Here is a 20,724-nt window from a genome sequence, read left to right as displayed (position 1 = left end):
GGACGCTATAGCCTGCCCCATACGTATCTCGACCGCTTCAAGAGACCCTGATGGCCGACGCTCACGCCACCCCGCACCACGACTATCACCTGGTGAACCCCAGCCCCTGGCCGCTGGTGTCCTCCATCGCGGTCACGATCATGATGGTCGGCGCCGTGGTGTGGATGAAAGGCATCGTCGCCGACGACGCCGGGCAGTTGGCCGTGACGCTTCTGGGCAAGGGTCAGGCGGCGCTGTTCTTCGCCGGTTTCGCCGGCGTGCTTGTCTCGATGTTCGGCTGGTGGGCTGACGTGATCAAGGAGAGCAAGGCGGGCGATCACACGCCGGTCGTCTCCATCGGCCTGCGCTACGGCATGATGCTGTTCATCGCGTCCGAGGTGATGTTCTTCGTCGCCTTCTTCTGGATGTTCTTCGAGATGGCGGTCTTCAACGAAGCCCGCGCCCACATCCCGGAAGTCGCCAACTGGGCCGACACCGCCGCCGCCTGGTCGACCTGGCCGCCCAAGGGCGTCGAGACGCTGAGCGCCTGGCAACTGCCGCTGCTGAACACTGTCATCCTGCTGCTCTCGGGCACGACCGTCACCTGGGCGCACCACGCGCTGCAGGTCGGCGACCGCAAGGCCGCCAAGACCGGCCTGCTGATCACCGTTGCCCTCGGCATCCTGTTCACCGCGGTGCAGGCCTATGAGTACCAGCACATTCTCCACGAGAACCTGTTCTTCAACGAGGAAGCGGCGAACTCCGGCCTGTACGGCTCCATCTTCTTCATGGCGACGGGCTTCCACGGCTTCCACGTCCTGATCGGCACCATCTTCCTGCTGGTCTGCCTGCTGCGCCTGTACGCCGGCCAGATGAGCCCGGCCAAGCATTTCGGGTTCGAGGCCGCCGCCTGGTACTGGCATTTCGTGGACGTGGTCTGGCTGTTCCTCTTCGCCTTCGTCTACGTCACCTTCGGGTGACGGGCGGCCCCACAGGGGTTGATCTTCAACCGGCGCGGATCGATCCGATCCGCGCCGGATTGCTTTGTCGCTGCCCGCAGTGCGGACAGGGGCCGCTGTTCGCGGGCTTCCTGAAAGTGGTCGAGCGGTGCGGGGCCTGCGGCTTTGACTTCACCCGGCTGAACACCGGCGACGGCGCCGCCATCTTCATCATGCAGATCGCCGGCGGGATCGTGGTGTTCGGCGCCCTGTTCGTGCAGGTCGCATACAATCCGCCGATATGGGCCATGCTGGCCGTCGCCCTGCCGCTGGTGGCTGCTCTGTCGGTGGGGCTGATGCGGCCGGGCAAGGGCGTGATGATCGCCCTGCAGATGCGCAACAAGGCGGGCGCGCAATGACGACCCGCCCCCGCTTCCCATGGGGCCTGACCGTCGTCTGCGCCCTGGCGTTCGTCCTGCTCGCGGCGCTGGGTGTCTGGCAGGTGCAGCGGATGCAGTGGAAGAACGGTCTCATCGCCGAAGCCGAGGCGGCCGGGGCCACGCCGGCTTCCGATGCGTCGACGGCGTTCCGTCGCGGCGAGTTCGCGCGGGTAAGCATGGACTGCCCCGGTCTGGCGACCGCCCCCTATGTCGAGCTTCAGACCATCCATGATGGCGAATCGGGCGTGCGCCTGATCTCCGCCTGTCGCCCGACCGGTTCTGATTTCGCCATCCTTGTCGACCGGGGCTTCGTCTCCGAAACCATCTCCGCTCGCCCGCCGGTCGCAGCCTCGACCGTTCCGGTCCGAGTTGAGGGTCAGTTGCGCCAACCGACACCGCCCGGACCGATGGCGCTGCCGCCCGAGGGGCGCCGCTTCTTCGCCCGTGACCATGTCGCCATGGCCGAGGCCTTGGGCGCAGGCCCCGAGGTCATGGCGCTGATGGTCTACGCCACCACCTCGTCCAACCCCGAATGGCTGGCGCTCCAGCCCTCGGCGCCGCCAGCGGCCTTCACGAACAACCATCTCGGCTATGCGTTGACCTGGTTCGGACTGGCGCTTGCGCTGGCCGGTTTCTATATCGCGCTGCTGCGTAGAAAGCCGAAATCCTGACCGCCACCCTGCACACCCTGTCCAACGGCGTCCGCGTCGTCTGCGATCCTATGCCCGGCCTGCGCACCCTGGCCCTGACCGTCGCGGTGCGCGGCGGGGCCAGGTGGGAGACCGAAGCCACCTCGGGCTGGTCGCACTGCCTCGAACACCTCGTCTTCAAGGGCGCGGGCGACATGGGCGCGCGCGAGATCGTCGAGCGGATCGAGGCCGAGGGCGGCTCGCTGAACGCCTCCACCGGCTACGAACGCACCAGTTTCGAGGTCCGGGCGCTCGACGGCTCCCTGCCGCTGGCCATGCAGGTGGTGTCGGATCTCGTCTTCCGCCCCACGCTCGATTCCGACGAGATCGAACGCGAGAAGGACGTGGTCGCCCAGGAGATCGCCGAGGCCTTCGACACGCCCGACGACCACGTCTTCGAAATGGCCCAGACCCAGGCCTTCAAGGGCCAGCCGCTGGGCCGCCCGATCCTCGGGTCGGTGAAGAGCCTCAAGCCGATCACCCGCGCCTCGATCAGCGGCTGGCGCGCGCGCCTGTATTCGCCCGACCGGATGGTGGTGGCGGTGTCCGGCGCTGTGAACGAGGCCGAGCTGCTGGCGCTTGCCGAGCGATGGTTCGGAGACCAGACGGCAACGCCGGCCGCCGAGCCCGAGACGCCGCGCTTCACCGGCGGCGACGCGGCCCTGTCTCGGCGGATCGAGCAGGCCAATATCGTCTTCCAGCTGCCGGCCCCGGCGGCCGGAGACCCCGCCTATGCGGCGGGGCGGCTGATGACCGAGATTCTCGGTGGCGGCATGGCCTCGCGCCTGTTCCAGAGCGCCCGCGAGGAGCGGGGTCTGGCCTACGCCATCGACGCCTATCATGAGCCCTATGAGGACGCAGGCATCCTCGGCATCTACGCCGGAGCCGCCGCCGAGCGGTCGGTCGAGCTGGCGCAGGTCTGCGCGGCCGAGCTGAAGGCGCTGGCGGAAACCGGTCCCACGGCGGCGGAGCTCTCGCGGGCCAAGGCGGTCATGAACGCCGGGCTGTGGATGTCGGACGAAAGCCCGTCGGCCCGCGCGGGCCGGGCAGCCGCGCAGGTGCTGATCTTCGGCGCGCCGATCTCGTCGGAGACCATGGCCGAACGGATGCTGGTCCAGACGGCGGAGGACGTGCGCGCGGCGGCGGCGATGTCGCTGGCCGCCGGCAAGGCCGCGACGGCGGTGCTGGGGCCCAAGGCGGCGGCGCCCGCCGGGGCGGCCTTCCGCGAAGCCCTTTTCGGCTGACCGGCGGGCGGCTAATCTGCGCCCATGGCCCTGCTGGACTGGATCAACGAGGCGACCGGTCCGGTCGTGAAGGGCGCAGGGGTCACCCTGAGGGCCCCGCGCGCCGGGGACCACGAGGCCTGGGCGACCCTCCGTCAGGCCAGCCACGCCTATCTGCAGCCGTGGGAACCCGTCTGGCCCGAGGACGACCTGACCCGGGCGGCGTTCAAGCGGCGGCTGACGATCTATGCGCGCGAGATGGAGGCCGGCAACGCCTGGCCCTTCTTCATCTTCGCCGATGCGGATCAGGCGCTGGTCGGGGCCATCACCCTGTCGAACGTGCGGCGCGGCGTGGCCGAGACGGGGACGCTGGGCTACTGGATCGGCCAGCCGTTCGCGGGGCGAGGGCATGGCACGGCCGCGGTGCGGGCTTTGGTCGCCTATGCCTTCAACGACCTGAACCTGCACCGGGTCGAGGCGGCCTGCGTACCGGCCAACCTCGCTTCGCGGCGGGTGCTTGAAAAAGCCGGCTTCGAGCTCGAGGGTCAGGCGCGGGCTTATCTCAAAATTAACGGCGGTTGGGCAGACCATCTGCTGTTCGGCGTCGTGAATGACGGAGCCGCGCGCGGCGGCTGACTAAAGGCCGTACTGTCAGGACCGGTTAGGCGTTTGAACACTCGCTCCAGAAGTCTGGCCTGGGACGCGACGACCGCCATCGAGGCCTTGGCCGCGGCGGACACGGCGCTGTGGATCTGGACGCCCGCCGACGACCAGATGCGATTCACCGGGGCGACCCGCGCGCTGGGGCTGGGCCCGCTGGCGCCGGAGTGTTCGGGCGCGGCCTTCACGGCCGTGGCTTCGCCGCAGGACCGCGCGCTGGCCGAAAAGATTCTCAAGCCGCAGGAGGAGGGGACCGAGGTCGCCGTTCGCCTGCGTATGCGCGACTCGGAGATGTGCATCTGGCGCGGCGTCTGGCTCGAAGACGGATTGCGCGCCGCCGGCGTGGTGGCGCTGGAGACCAAATTCGCCGCCTCGCATCGCGATCACCTGACCGGGCTGCTGGACCGCCGCACCTTCCTTGTGCGCGCCGGCGAGGCCCTGACCCAGCCCGGCGACTATGAACTGGTGGTGGCTGATGTAGACCGCCTGCGCCGCCTGAACGAGGCTCTGGGGCATGCGCGTGCGGATCTGGTGCTGGCGGCCCTCGGATCCCGCCTCAACGCCGCCTTCGCCCATGACGCCAACGCCGCCCGCATCGGCGAGGACGAGTTTGCGGTGCTGGCGCCGCGCGGCACGGGCATGGTCGCCGAACGGGTGCGCGAGGCCATGGAACAGCCGCTGCGGATCGCCGGCTTCGACATCTACCCGACCGTCTCGATCGGCTCGGCCTCGGCCGAGGGCGGGCCGGACGCGCCCGACCCCGCCGAACTGCTGCGCCGCGTCGAACTGGCCGTCGAACAGGCCAAGCTTGCGGGCCGGGGCGGGGTCGCCGCCTATGGCCGGGCGCTGGAGAGCGACAGCCTGTCACGTCTGGCGCTGGAGGCCGATCTGCGGAACGCCTTTGTGCGCGGCGAGATCGAACCCTTCTACCAGCCGATCGTGAATCTGCTCACGGGCGCCGTGGCCGGGTTCGAGGCTCTGGCCCGCTGGCGCCATCCCAAGCGCGGACTGGTGCCGCCGGACGAATTCCTGGGTCTGGCCGACGAAATGGGCCTGATGAACGAGTTGGGCCTGCTGATGATGACCTCGGCGTCGCGCCAGCTGGCCGAATGGCTGACGCGGCATCCGACGGCGGGCAAGCTGTTCTGCAGCGTCAACCTGTCGGTCGGCGAGATCGAGCGGGCGGATCTGGTCGACGACGTCACCCGCATCATCACCGAGGCCGGCCTGCCCAAGGGCGCGCTGAAGCTGGAGGTGACCGAAGGCGACATCATGCGCGACACGTCGCGGGCGGCGGACACCCTGACGCGGTTGCGGGAGGCCGGGGCGTCGCTGGCGCTCGATGATTTCGGCACCGGTTTCTCGTCCCTGACCTGGCTGGCCAAGCTGCCGTTCGATACGCTGAAGATCGACCGCTATTTCGTTCTGACCATGGACAAGGACGAGGGCTCGGCCAAGATCGTCAAATCAGTGGTCAATCTGGGCCGCGATCTGGGGCTGGACGTCGTCGCCGAGGGCGTCGAGAACGCCGGCCTCGCCAAGCTGCTGCTTGAGGCCCAGTGCCACTACGGCCAAGGCTTCGGCTACGCCCAGGCCCTGCCGGCGCAGGAGGCGGAGGTCTATCTGAACGAGTCGCTGGCGGACGGCACGGCCCCGATCAAGGCGCGGTCGGCCTAGGTGCGGAGAGGCGGCGACGAACGCCTCGGACGCTGGGCATTCGGACTGATCGCTGTCGTGGTGCTGGCGGCGATCCTTGTGAGAGTAAACCGTCCTGGCGAGGAAGACGTTGTCCGCGCCGAGGTCCGCCGGATCGCCCCTACCGCGGCCGAAGCCGACATCCGGCTGGTCAATGTCCAGCAGTCCGGCGGGCGGCGCTCGAAATTCAGGGCCGCCGCGCCGGGCCTGTGGTGCGGTTCTATCTCTGGCCGGCCGGACAGCGACTTCGCCATCCGGTACCGCGACGGGCGCGTCGAAGCCGTCGCACGGTCGTGGGTTGCGGACCGGAGCGGCGATCAGGACGGCATGCTGACGACCTGCGCCGCCGCCCTCGGCTAGGCCCGCCCGATCTGTCCCGACAGCTGCGCCGGATCCACGCCCAGCCCCGCGAGCACCCGGCCCCATTTGCTCTCGTGGTCCGTGTCGAAGATCAGCTCGGGGTCGGCCTCGGCGACCAGCCAGACATTCTCGCCCAGTTCATCCTCCAGCTGGCCGTCGCCCCAGCCGGCGTAGCCCAGCAGCAGCACGGACCGGTGCGGGCCTGTCTCGGGGTTGACCATGGCCAGCAGGGCCTCGCGCGTGCCGGTCATGGCGAAGCCGGCGCCGAAGGCCAGCGAGGCGTCGTCGATCAGCCAGTCGTCGGTGTGCAGGACGAAGCCCCGCTCGCGGTCCACCGGCCCGCCGATCAGCACGGCGCGACTGTCGGCGTCGGGGGGCAGGGGCGTGTCGAGCTTGGTCAGCACCTTCTTCAGGTTCACGCCCGGTGCGGGCCGGTCCAGCCGCAGGCCCATGGCGTGGTCCGGGCGGTGGGCGCAGATCAGGATGACCGCGTGCTCGAACCGTGGGTCGCTGATGCCGGGCATCGCCACCAGCAGCCGCCCCGCCAGGGATTGGAATTCGTCCATGTCCCTATCATCGGCATGGACGGCGCTGTTCGCAAGGCGGTTGGCGGGAAGGACGACAGCGCCTATCTGATCGGCACGTTTCGTCCTCACATCCACTCCGGAGCCTGCCCATGACCGTCCAGATCGGCGACCGCATTCCCTCGGCAAACCTGACCCGCGCCACCGACGATGGCCCCCGGCCGGTCACGACGGACGACATCTTCGCCGGCAAGACCGTGGCCCTGTTCGCGGTTCCGGGCGCCTTCACCCCGACCTGTTCGGCCAAGCACCTGCCGGGCTTCAAGGACCTGCGCGAGGACATCGTCGGCAAGGGCGTCGACACGATCGCCTGCGTCTCGGTCAACGACGCCTTCGTCATGGGCGCCTGGGCCGACAGCCAGGGCATCGGCAAGGAAGACATCGTCATGCTGGGCGACGGCAACGGCGACTTCACCCGCCAGCTTGGCCTGTCGATGGACGCCAAGGGCTTCGGCATGGGCGAGCGCTCGCAGCGCTATTCCATGCTGGTCAAGGACGGCGTGGTCGAACAGCTGAACATCGAACAGCCCGGCGAGTTCAAGGTGTCGTCGGCGGAGCATCTGCTGGCGCAGCTTTAAGGGGCGCTACCGCTCGCCGCGCGGCGGCTCGCTATTTGAGCGCATGACCACCGACGTCTTCACTCCCGAGAAACGCAGCGCGGTGATGCGGCGCGTGAAGAGCCGCGACACGACGCCCGAAATGGCCGTCCGCCGCATCCTGCGCGCGGCCGGCGTCGGCTACCGGCTGGGCGGCGCGGGCCTGCCCGGGCGGCCCGATCTGGTGATGAAGGGGCGTCGGGTTGCGGTCTTCGTGCACGGCTGTTTCTGGCACGGGCACGACTGCGCGCGCGGCTCGCGCAAGCCCAAGGCCAATGCCGGCTACTGGACTGGCAAGATCGACCGCAACCGCGCCCGGGACGAGGCCAGCCGCACCGCGCTGACGGCCGCCGGCTGGCGCGTGGTCACGGTCTGGGAGTGCGGAATGAAGGCCGAAGTCTTCGCCGACCGGCTGATCGCCGACGTGCGTTATCAGGCCGCGACGGTTTCGGACTCGGGGACCACTTCCGACTGAGCCATGGTCATCACATGGGTGATGGCACCCAGCAGCATCGGCGGGGTGATGGGTTTGGGCACAAAATAGGTCATGCCCGCGTCCGTGCAGGCGGCGATGTCGTCGGCCGAGGTGTCGGCGGTCACTGCGATGATCGGCACGGCGGCGTTGGGACCGTCGCCCGCGCGGATGCGGCGGGTCGTCTCGCGGCCGTCCAGTTCGGGCATGCGCACGTCCATGAAAATCAGGTCGAAGGCGGTGTGCTCGCAGATCTTCAGCGCCTGCATGCCGTCCGCGGCCGTGGCGATGTCGCAGCCCAGCGGCTGCAGGATCAGCTGGATGGCCCGGCGATTGATGTCGTGGTCGTCGACGACCAGTACCCGCATGGGACGGCCATCGTCGTCGTCCTCGTATTCCGTATCCGGGGCGGCGTCCTCGACAACCAGCGGCGCGGGGGGCGGCGGCGCCTCGTAGAGCGGTTGGGGCGCGGCGATCTGTTCGGCGGCGGCGGAGCGGCTGCCGGAGAGCGAGCGTGCGACGGCGTCGCGGCTCTGCTGGTCCAGGGCGGGCGTCTTGACGGCGACGGCCTCGCTGGGCTGCAGGTGCAGCGACAAGGTGAACTGGGCGCCATTTCCGGGGCGGCTGCGGGCGGTCAGGCGGCCGTCCATCAACTGAACCAGTTGGCGGCTGATGGCCAGGCCGAGGCCCGTCCCGCCGTGTATGGCGCTGACGCCGGAGATAGTCTGGTCGAAGGGTGTGAACAGGCGGCTGAGCTGGTCCGCCGTCATGCCCGGACCCGTGTCCGCGATCTCGATCAGAACGGCGTGGCCGCCGGGTTCGTCGACCCATGCGTTCAATCGCAGGGTAATCGATCCGGTGTCCGTGAATTTCATCGCGTTGGAGATGAGGTTGTTCAGCACCTGACGCAGGCGCATCGGATCGCCCCGCACCGAATCCGGAATGCGTGACGCGCCCTCGACGCGGAGCTTCAGCCCCTTGGCCCGGGCCGGCCCGCGCCAGAGCCGGACGGTCTGGTTCAGGAGATCGCGCAGATTGAAGTCGACCTGCTCGACTGTCATGTGGCCTGCGTCCAGCTTGGCGTGGTCCAGCAGGTCGTCCAGCAGGGCCTTCATCATAAAGCCGGCGTCGGTGATGAGTTGGGCCTGCGACCGTGCGGACGTATCGACCGCGCCGCGCTCAAGCTCGGCGGCCCCGGTCAGGATGGCGCTGATGGGGGTCCGAAGGTCATGCCCGATGGCGGCCAGGAAGGCGCTGCGGCCCTCCATGATGCGTTCTGCGTCGACCCGTTTCTGATCAGCCTCGACCCGGGCCGCGCTCTCGGCCAGCCGGGCCTCGTTCATGCGCTGCCAGGTCGACAGGCAGTAGGTGATGAAGACGCCGACGGCGATGGCGGCGGCGGTCACGAAGCCCGTCGATGCCCCGTAGACGGCCATGAAGAAGGGCGTTGCGGCCAGATAAAGGAACTGCAGCGACGCGGTCATCAGCATGACGGACGTCGAGCGCGGCGCGTTGATCACCGAATAGATGCAGCCTGCCGAGAGCAGCATGGCGGCGCAGATGCCGCCCATGGGCCCGCCCAGCAGCCACATCGGGATCGAAAGACTGCCGAAATAGCCGGCGTTGGCGATCAGCATGACCCAGCCGGCGACATTGCGCAGCCCGGTCAGACGCTCGGTCTTGCCGCTGTTGATCGGCGAGAAGACCCAGATATCGAGGGCCTGAATGGTGAAATAGCCCAGCACCCAGGCGACGCTCAGGGGCCAGCCCAGAAGGGGGCTGAAAATCATGGCGGCGGCCGCGGCCATGCCGAGCCGCTGCAGCAACGCCTTGCGCCGCTGGCGAATTGCAGTCGCCCAGTCGCCCTCGAGAGCGGCTCCCTGAGCTTGCGTTCCGGCTTTGGCGATCGCCATGCAGTTCCCCGAACAAGGCGCACTCGCCTCGCGTTCACTATGCAGGGGTTGCCCTAACGCTCCGTCAACGGCCGACGGCCTGCGACACGGTGGAGAAGCCGTCGGCGCGCAACAGGTCGGCCAGATCGCGTTTGATTCGCGTGATCAGGCCCGGCCCCTCGTAAATCAGGGCGGAGTACAACTGGACAGCCCCGGCCCCCGCGCGGATGCGCGCATAGGCCTCGGCCCCGGAATCGATCCCGCCGACCGCGATCAGGGGCAGACGGCCGGCGGAGGCGTCTGCGGCGGCGCGCAGGGCCTCCATGGCCCGGGCCTGAAGCGGCGCGCCGGACAGACCCCCTGCCTCGACCCGGTCGCGCGAGCGCAGGCTTTCAGGCCGGTCCAGGGTGGTGTTCGAGACGATCAGGGCGTCGATCCGGTGATCCAGACTGGCGTCGACGATCAGGGCGATTTCGTCCGCCGTCAGATCGGGCGCGACCTTGAGGAAGACCGGGGTCGGATCACCCGCGCGGGCCTCGTTGAGGCGGCCCAGAAGGTCGTCCAGCGCCGCCCGGCCCTGCAGGGCGCGAAGCCCCGGCGTATTGGGCGACGACACATTGACGGTGACATAGTCGCTGAGCCCGCGCAGACGCGTCAGCCCCGCCACATAGTCTGCCGCCTTATCCTCCGTATCCTTGTTGGCTCCCAGATTGGCGCCGACCACGACCGTCCGGGGCCGACTTACGAGACGTGCGGCGAAGGCGTCGAGGCCGAGGTTGTTGAATCCCATCCGGTTGATGATGGCGCGGTCTTCCGACAGCCGGAACAGGCGAGGCCTGGGGTTGCCGGACTGAGCCAGCGGCGTGACCGAGCCGCATTCCACGAAGCCGAAGCCGAGGCGCGCCAGACCGTCCAGGGCCTCGCCATTCTTGTCGAGCCCAGCAGCCAGACCGACAGGGTTCGGCAGCTCCAGCCCCGCGATCGTGGTCCTGAGGATGGGATCGTCGGGGGGAGCCGCAGGCAGGGGAATGGTTTGCAGGGCGCGGATCGCCAGACCGTGCGCGACCTCGGGATCGAGCCGTCGCAGCAGGGCGGCGCCAAGGTCGTTCAGGGCCATCCCACCGCTCCGTCGTCGAAGCGCATGACGCCCCCCGCGTCCACGGACAGCGGCCGTTCGTGCGTCGCGGCGCTGACGGGCAGGGGGGCGTAAAGATGAGGAAACAGGGCCCCGCCGCGCGACGCCTCCCATTTCAGATCCTCGCCCAGAGGCTGCAGATCCACGGCGACCAGCATCAGGTCCGCCCGACCCGCATAGTGCCGCCGCGCGGTCTCGGCCAGCTGGTCGGCGCCCGACAGGTGAATGTAGCCGTCCGCCAGATCGACCGCCGAACCGGCATAGGCGCCCGCAGCGCGTGCGGCGGCCCATTCGGCCCGGTCGACCAGCTTGTACGCGACTTCGGTCATTCGCCGGCCAGATCGCGGGGCTGCAGGAAGCCCTCGAACGTGCACCGTCCAGCGAGGTCGACGATGAAGATGGCCGCCGCGCCCGGTGGGAAACCGCCGCTCATGCGGTCCAGAACCGAAGGTGAGGCCGCGCTTTCGACCAGGTATTCGACGGCCAGCACGTGTACGCCCGGATTATGCGCCACCACCATCAGGCAGCCGGCCTCGTCCTCCGCACCCTCGACATGGCGGCGCAGGGTGTCGGCGCTTCCGTTGTACAGCGGTTCGGGCTCGCGCACCTGCACATCGCCAAAGGCGTCGTGCAGCAGGTCCCAGGTCTGGTGCGTGCGGGTCGCGGGAGAGACGAAAGCGAGATCCGGCTTCATGCCCCGTGCGGCGAGGGCCCGACCCATGGCGGCCGCGTCGGCGCGGCCCTTGTCGGACAGCGAACGGTCGCGGTCGTGGCCCGAGGCCGCGCGCTTCTCCGCCTCGGCGTGGCGCATCAGGATCAGTCTCTGCATGGCCGTGGCTTTAAGGGCGTTCGCGCGTTCCCGCCAGATCGGCGCCCGCCAGTTTCTCGCGTCGCGACCGGCTGGCAGGCTGGGGCTGGAGGGCCGGGGTCATCACCGGAACGGTCGCCACGGCGCCGCCGGGGCGGATACGGGCGTATTCCCGGCGCGTGGCCTCCAGCAGAATCACACCGGCGGCGCCGGGCATGATCCGCTTTCCGACCTGTTCGAAGCCGTCGGCCAGCGCCAGCAGCGGACCCCAGGGCGGCACATACAAGGTTTGCGACCATGCGGTCGGCTCAAGGCCGGCGGCGCGCACCAGCCGCTCCAACTGGCCGCGGGTGAATGGTCGGCCGTGTCCGAAGGGCGTGGTCTCGGCCCGCGCCCACAGCCCGCCCCGCGCGGCGGCGACCAGAATGATCCGCCCGGCCGGCGACAGGGCGCGGACGGCCTCGGCCATCAGGGCCGAGGCGTCATCGGCCTCTTCGAGGGCGTGGACCAGCAGGATGCGGTCGAACGATCCTGCGGCGAAGGGCAGGCGGCGGTCGTCGACAAGCAGCGTACGGTTCTTGCCGACCGACGGCCACAGCTCGACGCCCTGTCCGCCGGGCATGGCCGCCACGACCCGGCGGGCGCCGACGAAGGCGTCCAGCCAGGGCGTGGCGTAGCCGAGGCCCAGCACATCGCTGTTCGTCGCCTCGCCCCAGGCGTCCTCCAGACGCCGCGCCAGCAGACGGCGCGCCAGGGCCCCGGCGGGTTCGCCGTAGAAGATGCGAAGGTCCTCGATACTGCGCCGCATGGGGGGAGCATAGGCCGGGTCGGGGCGGGCTGCTAGGATGGGTGCATGACCCTTGATGTGCGCATCTTTCCCTGTCTGAACGACAACTACGGCCTGCTGGTCCGCGACGCGGCCACGGGGACGGTCGCGGCGATCGACACGCCCGACGCGGCGGCCATTCTGGCTGACCTCGAGCAGTCAGGCTGGGGGCGGCTGGACCTGATCCTGAACACCCATTGGCACCCGGATCACACCCAGGGCAACGCGCGGCTGAAGGACGAAACCGGCTGCGAAATCATCGGGCCTGAGGAGGTGCGCAAGGCCGCCCCTATCGATCGCGTCGTCGCCGACGGCGACACGGTGATGCTGGGTGAGACCGCGCTGGAGGTCAGCCATACGCCGGGTCACACCCTCGGCCATATCGTCTACCGCTCGGTCGGCGACGCCCAGGCCTTCGTCGGCGATGTGCTGTTCAACCTGGGCTGCGGCCGGCTGTTCGAGGGGACGCCGGAGCAGATGCACGCCAGCCTGCAGACCCTGGCCGCATGGCCCGACGAGACGGTGATCTGGTGCGCCCATGAATACACCGCGTCCAACGCCCGCTTCGCCCTGACCCTCGACGACCGGCCGGATATGCGCGCGCGGGCCGAAGAGATCTTCGCCATGCGCGAGCGGGGAGAGGCGACCGTGCCGACGACCATCGGGAAGGAAAAGGCCTTCAACCCGTTCGTTCGGGCGGCCGACGCTACGGAATTCGCCGCCCGGCGGGCCGCGAAGGACGTCTTCGCCGGCTGACTATCGCCGCGACGGCGTGGCGGGAGTCAGGAAGGCGTCGATCACCCGGGCCGAAGAAGGCCGTCCGGCCACGCCCTGGGTGGGGGCGACCACGATACGCAGATCCCCTCGGGAATAGGTGACCGAGGCGCGGGGGCCGTCGACGATGGTGATGCTGCGCAGCCGGTCCAGCGAAGACCGGGCCGAGGGTGAACGAGCGATGCGCAGGGCGGCGTCGGTCGACAGAATCAGGGCTTCGACGGTCAGGCTCTCGGCGGCGCCGTCCGTGTCGACATTGATCTCGATCAGACGGCCCAGCGCCTGGCTGAGCATGGCGCTGCGCCGTGTCATCAGCTGGAAGATCTGCGCCGGGCCGAGGGTCGGCGGCGTCAGGCTGGGGGCGGGCCCCGACAGGGAGGCCGGCGATCCGCCGGGCGCACGCGGCGTATAGACGGTCATGCCGCCGCCCGGCGTTACCCGCAGCAGCTGATCGCCCGCGTCGTTGCGATAGATGACGTCGCCGCGCGGAGCCGCGGTCGGGCGCAGGACCCAGGTCTCGTCGCGCCGGTCGAAACGCAGCAGGGGTCGCTGGCCCGAGCGGTCGAGAATGAAGCCCTCGCCCGATTCCGCGACGTAGCGACCCGTCGGCGGCAGGGTGCGCGAGCTGGCTGCGCCGTTGCGAAGAGACTGGCTCTGTTCGGCCTGGGCGTTGCCGCGGGTCTGGGCGTAGGCGTCGGCGCTGATGGGCAGCAGGGAAAGCGCCGCCGCCGCGAGGGCGATCGCCATCGCGGCCGGAAGCGGCGTTCGCGCCGTTCTGGACCCTGCCGTCAACTCCATGGCGGCCAGTGGTGAAACCAGCGCGCGGCGGATTTTGGGCAGGGCCGGATCAGCCGACCAGATACTGACCACCGTTCAGCGACAGGGTGCAGCCTGTGACATATCCGGCACGTTCGCCCGACAGCCAGGACACCATGTCGGCAATTTCCTCGCCTTTTCCGAGTCTTCCGACCGGGATCTGGGCGATGATTCCGGCCAGCACCTTCTCGTCCATGGCCCCGACCATCTCGGTGTCGATATAGCCGGGGGCGATGCAGTTCACTGTCACGCCCTTGCGCGCGTTTTCCAGCGCCAGCGCCTTGGTGAAGCCGATCATGCCGGCCTTGGCGGCGGAATAATTGGTCTGGCCGATCTGGCCCTTCTGCCCGTTGATCGAGCTGATGTTGACGATGCGGCCAAAGCCCCGGTCGCGCATGCCGTTGATCACCTGGCGCGTCATGTTGAACACGCTGTCCATGTTGACGCGGATCACGTCGGACCACTGGTCGGCGCTCATCTTGTGGAAGAAGCCGTCGCGCGTGATTCCGGCATTGTTGACCAGCACGTCGATGGGACCCAGCTGGTCCTCGATCTCCTTCACGGCGCGGGCGCAGTCGTCGAACGAGCCGACGTTGCCCTTGACGATGGTGACGCCCAGCTCACGGGCCGTGGCCTCGGCCGCCTCGGTGTTCCCGGAATAGCCTGCGGCGACGGCCATGCCGTCCTCCTTGAGGCGCTGGACGATCGCCTTGCCGATGCCCCGGGTGCCGCCCGTCACGAAAGCCACGCGTGTCATGCTGATTTCCTGTCCCTGCCGGACGCGTCTGACGCGCGTCCTTGCCCTACGGCATAACCCTGCATTGGATCGGAGAGAAGGGGGCGGGCGGCTTCGTCGCAAAAACCCGGCGCCGGTCGCAGGGCGCGGGCGCGGGCCGCTGCGGCCCGCCATCCTGTCCGAAATTACAGGGGATCATCGCGATGAACATGTTCGCCGCCGCCACAACCGCCGTCGCCGTCCTGCTGGCCGCGCCCGCCGCACAGGCCCAGAGCGCCGGCCTGACGGGCAATTGGGTCCATGAGGGCACCCAGTCTGAGCTGGTCATCCGCTCCAGTATCCAGACACGCGCCTATTCCATGCCGGGCGACTTCAGCCTGGGCGGGACGACGCCCAACACGGTCATCTCGACCACGCCGACGCCCACCCAGGTGCGCCGCGAGATGGCGCTGATCGTGCAGGCCGACGGGACCTTCAGCTGGGTGACCGACAAGACCTACGCCGAGGGCGCGAGCTGCAACGTCACCATTCGGCAGGAGAAGACGGGGCGGCTGTCCGTGCAGGGCTCGCAGGCGACCTTCAGTATCGCCCGCGGGCTGGAGCGGGCCAGCCGGTCCTGCAACGACCGCGTCACCGAGGTCGACCGGTCGGGCCGGACCGAGACCTATCGGGTGACCCGCTCCGGCGCGTCGTTGCGCATCAGCGACGGTACGGCGACCTGGACCTTCACCCCCTACCGGGGATGAGCTGGTCTCACGCGGCCAGACGCGCCATGTCGAGAACGAACCGGTAGCGGACGTCCGACTTCTCCAGCCGGGCGTAGGCTTCGTTGATCTGGTCCGGGGCGATCACCTCGATGTCGCAGGCCAGGCCATGTTCGGCGCAGAAGTCCAGCATCTCCTGGGTCTCGCGGATGCCGCCGATCAGCGAACCGGCCACCGACCGGCGCCGCCACAGCAAGCCCATGGCGTAGACCGGCAGACCCTCGGTGGTCAGGCCGAGCATGACCATGGTCCCGTCCTTCGCCAGCAGCTGCACATGGCTGGCGATCTCGTGTGTCGCCGAGACAGTGTTGATGATCAGGTCGAAGCTCTCGGCCGCCGCCTGCATCGCCGCCTTGTCCGAGTTGATGAGGAAATGCTTCGCGCCCATCCGCTCGGCGTCCGCCTTCTTGCGGTCCGAGGTCGAAAGGACGGTGACCTCGGCGCCCATGGCCGCCGCCTGTTTGACCGCCATATGGCCCAGACCGCCCAGGCCGATGACCGCCACCTTCGAGCCAAGTCCGACCTTCCAGTGCCGCAGCGGCGAATAGGTGGTGATGCCGGCGCACAGCAGGGGTGCGGCGGCGTCCAGCGGGATGCTGTCGGGGATGGTCACGACATAGTTCTGATCGACCACGATGGCGGTGGAATAGCCGCCTTGGGTGATCTTCTGGCCCACAGCGGCCCCCTTGGGATCGGCGGAGCCATACGTCTGGGTCATGCCGGGAACGCAGTACTGCTCCTCGCCCTCGCGGCAGGGGGCGCACTGGCGGCAGCTGTCGACCATGCAGCCGACGCCCACGCGGTCGCCGACCTTGAAGCGGGCGACGTTGTCGCCCACCGCCGTCACCACGCCCGCGATCTCATGGCCCGGCACGATCGGATAGGTCGTGTTGCCCAGGTCGTTCTTCACGATGTGAAGATCGGAGTGGCAGACCCCCGCGAATTTGATCTCGATGGCCACGTCGTCCGGACCCGGATCGCGCCGGTCGAAGCTGAAGGGCGACAGCGGGGCGTCGCTGGAGGTGGCGGCGAAGGCGCGGGTGGCGATGGGCATGGGGAGGTCCTCGAGGTGGCTTCAGGGGCAGGTGCTTACGCCGGGGGCGATCCGCAAGGCAGTCAGGCGTTGCGGCCGTTGACAATCCGCACGGGGACGGCGGCCAGGTCCAGCTCGTCGAACAGGCGGGCGTTCAGAATGATGCGCGCGGGGCGCGCCTCGCCCTCGTCCGTGGTCCATGCGGGCGTCTCGTCGAAGGCGCCGCAGCCGCACGCCATGCAGTGGTGAAACGTCATCATCCGGTCGCCCCACTGATAGGCGCCGAGAACCTCGGGCGAGAGGCTGAGCTCGACCTGCTCCGGCGCATAATAGGCCGCCAGCGTCCCGCGCTTCGAACAGATCGAGCAGTTGCACTGTGTCACGCTCTCCGGCGCCGGCGCGGAGAACCGCTGGGCGCCGCAGTGACAACCGCCCTGCAGTCGCGCAGTCATTGGCCCAGTTTCGCGATCAGGGCCTGCGCCGCGGCCGGATTTCGGACCTTCGCTCCGGCGATGAAATAGGCGAAGACGTCGCCCTTTTTCGCCCAGTCACGCGTCTGTTTGACGATCCCGTCCAGCTCTTTCGAGGTCATGCCCGCAGGCTCGTCCTCGCGGCTCGACATCAGGCGCGCGTATTTAAAGTCGGCGGTGTCCTGATCGATGCGCGGCCATTGGGGGGCCTCGTCGTCATGGCCGTAGACGATGGCGGCGCCGTATTTCCGGGCCAGATCATGGAACTGTTCGTTATCGAACGTGCCGCTGCGGACCTCCAGGGCGTGACGCAGGCGGACGCCGTCCTTCTCCTTCGGCAACAGCTTCAGGAAGCCCTCAAAGTCGACAGGATCGAACTTCTTGGTGGCCATGAACTGCCAGTTGATCGGCCCCAGCTTGTCGCCCAGCGCCGTCAGCCCCTGATCGAGGAAGCGCTCGAGGCTCTCGTTGCCCTCGGACAGGACTTTCCGGTTGGTGCAGAACCGGCTGGCCTTGACCGCGAAGACGAAGTCGTCGGGCGTCTCGTCGCGCCACTTCATCCAGGTCTCGGGCTTGAAGCCCGAATAGTAGGTGCCGTTGATCTCGATCGAGGTCGTGTGCCGGCTGGCGTATTCCAGCTCGCGCTTCTGACTCCATTTCTCGGGATAGAAGACGCCGCGCCACGGCTCATAGGTCCAACCCCCGATGCCGACGCGGATTTTGCCTGTCATGGTCTGATCTCCCTGTCCGCCATGGACCTAGGATCAGGCGGGCGAACCCACAAGCGCCCGATAGGCCGCCGTCGCCTGTCCGCGCGCCGTCTCGTCGTCCAGCAGGCGGCGCGAGTGGCCATAGGCCAGCACCAGTCCCTTGAACTGGAACACCTTGAGCTCCAGCGTCGAGTCGTCGGCGTCCGGATACAGCGTCCGGAACTCGCGCTTCAGCGTTTTGGCCCAAAGCACCTGACTGCCCTTCAGCGTGTCGCGCAGCGGGCCGGGCTGGTCGTCCAGCTCCATCGCTGCGGCCTTCAGCGGGCAGCCGCCGGGGCGGTCCTCGCCGTCGATCCAGTCCAGCTCGCCCTCGAAGATGCGGTCCAGCCGCGCGCGGCCCGGCTCAAGCGGCTCCGCCGGGTCCCAGACGGCGGTCTTGAAGCGGTCGATCATGGCGTCGACCACCTCGCCCTGCAGCGCCTCCTTGGACTGGAAATGCTTCAGCACAGCGCTCTTGGACACGCCGGCCGCGCCCGCGACGTCCGCCAGACTGACCGCCGCGAGTCCGCGCACGGTGACCTGGGTCATCGCCTCATCGATCAGCCGGGCATGGGTGGCGTCGCCTTTGGGCGGCATCGATCGAACCTATTGACTCGAAGTGACCGATCGGTCACTTAATGGTGCACGAACGGTCACTTTTACATCGAACCGTTCGTCCTGACCAGCCCCGGAGGATATAATGCTCGTCCTGTCCCTTATGGCGGCCCTCGCCGTCCAGACCGCCGCCCCTGCTTCGTCGGGCGCAGCGGCCACCCTGCTGCAACCCCGCGAAATCCAGCTGAACCTCGATGGGCGCAACTGGAACTGCGGCCCCGACGGCGCCTGCGCCGGTCGCGGCGGCGGGACCACCCAACCGCTGATGCGCGAATGCCGTCGCTTCGTCGGCCGGATGGGCCCGGTCTCGACCTTCGCCCGCGCCGGTCTGGCGCTGACGGAAGCCGAGGTCGCCCAGTGCAACGCGGCCGACAACGCCCGCGTTCGGCGTAACCCCGCCTAGTAGGCGAAGTCCCGGTACATCCGGGTGACGTCGCCCTGCCATTCACCGTGGTAGAGCTCCAGCAGCCGGTCGGCGGGGGTGACCCCACTGTCGGCGATGTCTTCCAGCTCTGACAGATAGCCGCGCTCGTCGACCATTCCGCCCGAGAAGCGGGCGCGGTTCTTCAGTCCCTCGCGGGCGATGTGGACCATGTCCACGGCCACGTCCCGCACCGACCGGCCCGCCACCTCGGCCTTGAGGCCCAGACGCGTCACGTCGCGGCGGAGGCGTTCGTGGTCGGCGATGTCCCAGTCCTTGACCAGATCCCAGGCCGCGGCCAGGGCCGCGCCGTCGTACAGCACGCCGGCCCACAGGGCCTGAAGCGCGCAGATCCGGCTCCACGGTCCGCCGTCGGCGCCGCGCATCTCCAGATACGACTTCAGCCGCACCTCGGGGAAAAGCGTGGTCAGGTGGTCGTTCCAGTCCTTCTTCGTCGCCCGCTCGCCCGGCAGGGCGTCGAGACCCTCGGTCATGAAGCGGCGGAACGACTGCCCCGACAGATCGACGTAGGTCTCGCCGCGCTTGGCGAAATACATCGGCACGTCCAGCGCATAGTCGGCGTAGCGCTCGTAGCCGAAACCGTCGGCGAAGACGAAATCCAGCATGCCTGTCCGGTCGGGATCGGTGTCGGTCCAGACATTGGCGCGCGACGACAGGAAGCCGCTCGGCTTGCCCTCGATGAAGGGCGAACAGGCGAACAGGGCCGTGGCGCATCATGTCGAGGCCCAGCGACCCCTTCTTCGGCATATAGGCCCGCATGATGCCGTAACGCCCCTTTGGCATGACGGGAACGTCCTCACGCCGCCATAGCGGGTCGAAGCCGGCGCCGATGAAGCCGAGGTTCAACTGGTCGGCGACCTGTTTCACCTCCATCAGGTGGCGGCCGGTCTCGTCGCAGATATCGTGCACGTCTTTCAACGGCGCGCCCGACAGTTCGAACTGTCCGCCGGGCTCCAGCGAGATCGAGGCGGTCATCCCCTCTTCGTTCTTGCGCTCAAGGGCGATGACGTGGCCCGCCTCCTCGACCGGGGCCCAGCCGAACCGCTGCAGGCCAGTGAGCATGGCGAGAATGCCGCTCTCGCCCTCATAGGCGGGCCGGCGCAAGGTCGTGCGGTCGAAGCCGAATTTCTCGTGCTCGGCGCCGATGCGCCATTCGGCCTTGGGCTTGGCCCCTTTCGACATGGCGCCGATCAGGTCTTCCCGGGAAAGCGGTTCGGCGTCGGCCATGCGTATATGTCACCCCTCTTGTCGCGGCTAGATGGGCGACCCGACGGCAACGCTCAAGGGGCAGGGCCGTTCTTCTAGCGATCCCAGTCGCCGACGGCCGCCTGCCACAGCGTCAGGGCTGCGATGGCGGCGGTGTCCGCGCGCAAAATTCTGGGGCCCAGCGACACGGCGGTGGTGAAGGGCAGGACCCTCAGTCGCTCGCGTTCCTCGGGCGAGAAACCGCCCTCGGGGCCGATCAGCACGGCCCACGGATCCTCGCCCGCCGCCTGAAGCGCCGGACCCGCCACCGCGCCCCCGGTCTCGTCGCAGAACATCAGTCGCCGCCCGGCCTCCCATCTGTCCAGCAGGTCGGCCAGTTTCATCGGCTCGTCGATCACAGGCACATCAACCCGCCCCGTCTGTTCGGCGGCCTCAATGGCGATGGCGTCCAGCCGGTCCATTCGAACGTGCGACGTCTGGGTCCGGTGGGTGACCACCAGCCGGATACGCCGCACGCCCAGTTCGGTCGCCTTCTCCACGGCGAACTCCAGCGCGCTCTTCTTCACCACGCTGATCAACAGTTCCAGATCGGGGCCGGTCGACTGCGGCCGGACCTGCGCTTCCGCGCGCAGAACCACGCCTTTCTTGAGCACCTCGGCGATGACGTAGCGCCACTCGCCGTCCACCCCGTTGAACACCAGCAGGCTGTCGCCGATCTTCAGCCGCATCACCTGGGTGAGGTAGCGCGACTGGTCCAGCGTCGGCATGACGGCGGCGTCGGGGGAGAGGGGCTGGGGAACGAACAGGCGGGTCATCCCGCCT

Annotated in this window: 25 protein-coding genes and 1 pseudogene; 12 read left to right on the top strand and 14 right to left on the bottom strand. The window is 68.6% G+C overall.

The window, feature by feature from the left end; all coding sequences use genetic code 11:
* The first annotated feature begins 50 nt into the window (after window positions 1-50).
* The 7 genes from ASD25_RS19670 to ASD25_RS19640 are packed head-to-tail and all read left to right on the top strand — an operon-like array spanning window position 51 to window position 5,984.
* Window positions 51-959, top strand: a complete 909-nt coding sequence (locus tag ASD25_RS19670) for a cytochrome c oxidase subunit 3 (RefSeq protein ID WP_056619871.1) — start codon at window positions 51-53, stop codon at window positions 957-959.
* Entirely contained in the window at window positions 956-1,336 is a 381-nt protein-coding gene (locus tag ASD25_RS19665; protein WP_056619870.1) for a DUF983 domain-containing protein, read from the top strand. Before ASD25_RS19670 ends, ASD25_RS19665 begins: the two co-directional genes overlap by 4 nt.
* The gene (locus ASD25_RS19660; RefSeq protein WP_056619866.1) at window positions 1,333-2,028 is read left to right on the top strand and encodes an SURF1 family protein; all 696 of its coding nucleotides are present in this window, start codon (window positions 1,333-1,335) and stop codon (window positions 2,026-2,028) included. Before ASD25_RS19665 ends, ASD25_RS19660 begins: the two co-directional genes overlap by 4 nt.
* A gap of 50 nt (window positions 2,029-2,078) precedes the next feature.
* On the top strand, window positions 2,079-3,290 hold the full coding sequence (locus ASD25_RS19655) for a pitrilysin family protein (RefSeq protein ID WP_156389383.1): 1,212 nt from the start codon (window positions 2,079-2,081) through the stop codon (window positions 3,288-3,290).
* Between the two features lie 24 nt (window positions 3,291-3,314).
* Window positions 3,315-3,905 (top strand): GNAT family N-acetyltransferase, encoded by a 591-nt coding sequence (locus tag ASD25_RS19650; RefSeq protein ID WP_056619860.1) that lies wholly within the window; start codon window positions 3,315-3,317, stop codon window positions 3,903-3,905.
* Between the two features lie 33 nt (window positions 3,906-3,938).
* Window positions 3,939-5,606 (top strand): bifunctional diguanylate cyclase/phosphodiesterase, encoded by a 1,668-nt coding sequence (locus ASD25_RS19645; RefSeq protein ID WP_056619857.1) that lies wholly within the window; start codon window positions 3,939-3,941, stop codon window positions 5,604-5,606.
* Window positions 5,607-5,984 carry a hypothetical protein gene (locus ASD25_RS19640; protein WP_056619854.1) on the top strand — a complete coding sequence of 126 codons (378 nt, stop codon included), beginning with the start codon at window positions 5,607-5,609 and terminating at the stop codon, window positions 5,982-5,984. It abuts the gene before it with no gap.
* Here the strand turns inward: ASD25_RS19640 and ASD25_RS19635 are convergent.
* Entirely contained in the window at window positions 5,981-6,550 is a 570-nt protein-coding gene (locus ASD25_RS19635) for a YqgE/AlgH family protein (protein ID WP_056619853.1), read from the bottom strand. The genes ASD25_RS19640 and ASD25_RS19635 overlap by 4 nt on opposite strands.
* 110 nt (window positions 6,551-6,660) lie before the next feature.
* Here ASD25_RS19635 and ASD25_RS19630 point away from each other — a divergent pair, with 110 nt between their 5' ends.
* A complete protein-coding gene (locus tag ASD25_RS19630) occupies window positions 6,661-7,146 on the top strand; it encodes a peroxiredoxin (protein WP_056619852.1) in 486 nt (161 codons plus the stop codon).
* A gap of 43 nt (window positions 7,147-7,189) precedes the next feature.
* Window positions 7,190-7,639 (top strand): very short patch repair endonuclease, encoded by a 450-nt coding sequence (locus ASD25_RS19625; RefSeq protein WP_056619851.1) that lies wholly within the window; start codon window positions 7,190-7,192, stop codon window positions 7,637-7,639.
* Here the strand turns inward: ASD25_RS19625 and ASD25_RS19620 are convergent.
* The 5 genes from ASD25_RS19620 to ASD25_RS19600 all read right to left on the bottom strand — a co-directional run bounded on the left by ASD25_RS19620 (window position 7,597) and on the right by ASD25_RS19600 (window position 12,279).
* Complete coding sequence (locus tag ASD25_RS19620) at window positions 7,597-9,549, bottom strand: ATP-binding protein (protein ID WP_056619847.1); 1,953 nt, start codon at window positions 9,547-9,549, stop codon at window positions 7,597-7,599. The two genes, ASD25_RS19625 and ASD25_RS19620, sit on opposite strands and share 43 nt — an antisense overlap.
* Window positions 9,550-9,613: 64 nt before the next feature.
* On the bottom strand, window positions 9,614-10,645 hold the full coding sequence (locus ASD25_RS19615) for a quinone-dependent dihydroorotate dehydrogenase (protein ID WP_056619845.1): 1,032 nt from the start codon (window positions 10,643-10,645) through the stop codon (window positions 9,614-9,616).
* Entirely contained in the window at window positions 10,636-10,992 is a 357-nt protein-coding gene (locus ASD25_RS19610) for a DUF952 domain-containing protein (RefSeq protein WP_056619844.1), read from the bottom strand. The genes ASD25_RS19615 and ASD25_RS19610 overlap by 10 nt, the downstream gene beginning before the upstream one ends.
* The gene (locus tag ASD25_RS19605) at window positions 10,989-11,492 is read right to left on the bottom strand and encodes a histidine phosphatase family protein (RefSeq protein WP_056619841.1); all 504 of its coding nucleotides are present in this window, start codon (window positions 11,490-11,492) and stop codon (window positions 10,989-10,991) included. Before ASD25_RS19605 ends, ASD25_RS19610 begins: the two co-directional genes overlap by 4 nt.
* 10 nt (window positions 11,493-11,502) lie before the next feature.
* Window positions 11,503-12,279, bottom strand: coding sequence for a class I SAM-dependent methyltransferase (locus ASD25_RS19600; protein ID WP_056619839.1), 777 nt, complete (start codon window positions 12,277-12,279; stop codon window positions 11,503-11,505).
* A gap of 45 nt (window positions 12,280-12,324) precedes the next feature.
* Here ASD25_RS19600 and gloB point away from each other — a divergent pair, with 45 nt between their 5' ends.
* Window positions 12,325-13,053: a hydroxyacylglutathione hydrolase gene (gene gloB, locus ASD25_RS19595; protein WP_056619837.1), complete on the top strand. Its 729-nt coding sequence runs from the start codon at window positions 12,325-12,327 to the stop codon at window positions 13,051-13,053.
* Here the strand turns inward: gloB and ASD25_RS19590 are convergent, their stop codons facing one another.
* Window positions 13,054-13,941: a DUF4908 domain-containing protein gene (locus ASD25_RS19590; protein ID WP_235562799.1), complete on the bottom strand. Its 888-nt coding sequence runs from the start codon at window positions 13,939-13,941 to the stop codon at window positions 13,054-13,056.
* Window positions 13,919-14,644 (bottom strand): acetoacetyl-CoA reductase, encoded by a 726-nt coding sequence (gene phbB, locus ASD25_RS19585; protein ID WP_056619832.1) that lies wholly within the window; start codon window positions 14,642-14,644, stop codon window positions 13,919-13,921. Before phbB ends, ASD25_RS19590 begins: the two co-directional genes overlap by 23 nt.
* Window positions 14,645-14,826: 182 nt before the next feature.
* On the opposite strand from phbB, the gene ASD25_RS19580 reads away from it, so the two are divergent.
* Complete coding sequence (locus ASD25_RS19580) at window positions 14,827-15,369, top strand: hypothetical protein (protein WP_056619829.1); 543 nt, start codon at window positions 14,827-14,829, stop codon at window positions 15,367-15,369.
* A gap of 7 nt (window positions 15,370-15,376) precedes the next feature.
* Here ASD25_RS19580 and ASD25_RS19575 read toward each other — a convergent pair whose 3' ends face one another.
* From ASD25_RS19575 to ASD25_RS19560, 4 genes are all read right to left on the bottom strand, one after another.
* On the bottom strand, window positions 15,377-16,441 hold the full coding sequence (locus ASD25_RS19575) for an NAD(P)-dependent alcohol dehydrogenase (protein WP_056619827.1): 1,065 nt from the start codon (window positions 16,439-16,441) through the stop codon (window positions 15,377-15,379).
* A 62-nt stretch (window positions 16,442-16,503) separates the two neighbouring features.
* Window positions 16,504-16,872, bottom strand: coding sequence for a GFA family protein (locus ASD25_RS19570; protein ID WP_056619824.1), 369 nt, complete (start codon window positions 16,870-16,872; stop codon window positions 16,504-16,506).
* Entirely contained in the window at window positions 16,869-17,621 is a 753-nt protein-coding gene (locus ASD25_RS19565) for a DUF72 domain-containing protein (RefSeq protein ID WP_056619822.1), read from the bottom strand. The genes ASD25_RS19570 and ASD25_RS19565 overlap by 4 nt, the downstream gene beginning before the upstream one ends.
* Window positions 17,622-17,654: 33 nt before the next feature.
* Window positions 17,655-18,236 (bottom strand): TetR/AcrR family transcriptional regulator, encoded by a 582-nt coding sequence (locus ASD25_RS19560; RefSeq protein ID WP_056619819.1) that lies wholly within the window; start codon window positions 18,234-18,236, stop codon window positions 17,655-17,657.
* A 103-nt stretch (window positions 18,237-18,339) separates the two neighbouring features.
* On the opposite strand from ASD25_RS19560, the gene ASD25_RS19555 reads away from it, so the two are divergent.
* On the top strand, window positions 18,340-18,657 hold the full coding sequence (locus ASD25_RS19555; protein WP_056619818.1) for a hypothetical protein: 318 nt from the start codon (window positions 18,340-18,342) through the stop codon (window positions 18,655-18,657).
* On the opposite strand, the pseudogene ASD25_RS19550 reads toward ASD25_RS19555, so the two are convergent.
* Together ASD25_RS19550 and ASD25_RS19545 are read right to left on the bottom strand one after the other, a co-directional pair.
* Window positions 18,654-19,923: pseudogene (locus ASD25_RS19550) on the bottom strand (glutamate--cysteine ligase). The gene ASD25_RS19555 and the pseudogene ASD25_RS19550 overlap by 4 nt on opposite strands.
* A gap of 74 nt (window positions 19,924-19,997) precedes the next feature.
* Entirely contained in the window at window positions 19,998-20,717 is a 720-nt protein-coding gene (locus ASD25_RS19545) for a 16S rRNA (uracil(1498)-N(3))-methyltransferase (RefSeq protein ID WP_056619817.1), read from the bottom strand.
* Between the last annotated feature and the right edge of the window lie 7 nt (window positions 20,718-20,724).

This window comes from Brevundimonas sp. Root1423 (genome assembly GCF_001426805.1).
Note: the sequence above shows the minus strand (reverse complement) of the source record. Positions and strands in the feature narration are given on the sequence as shown.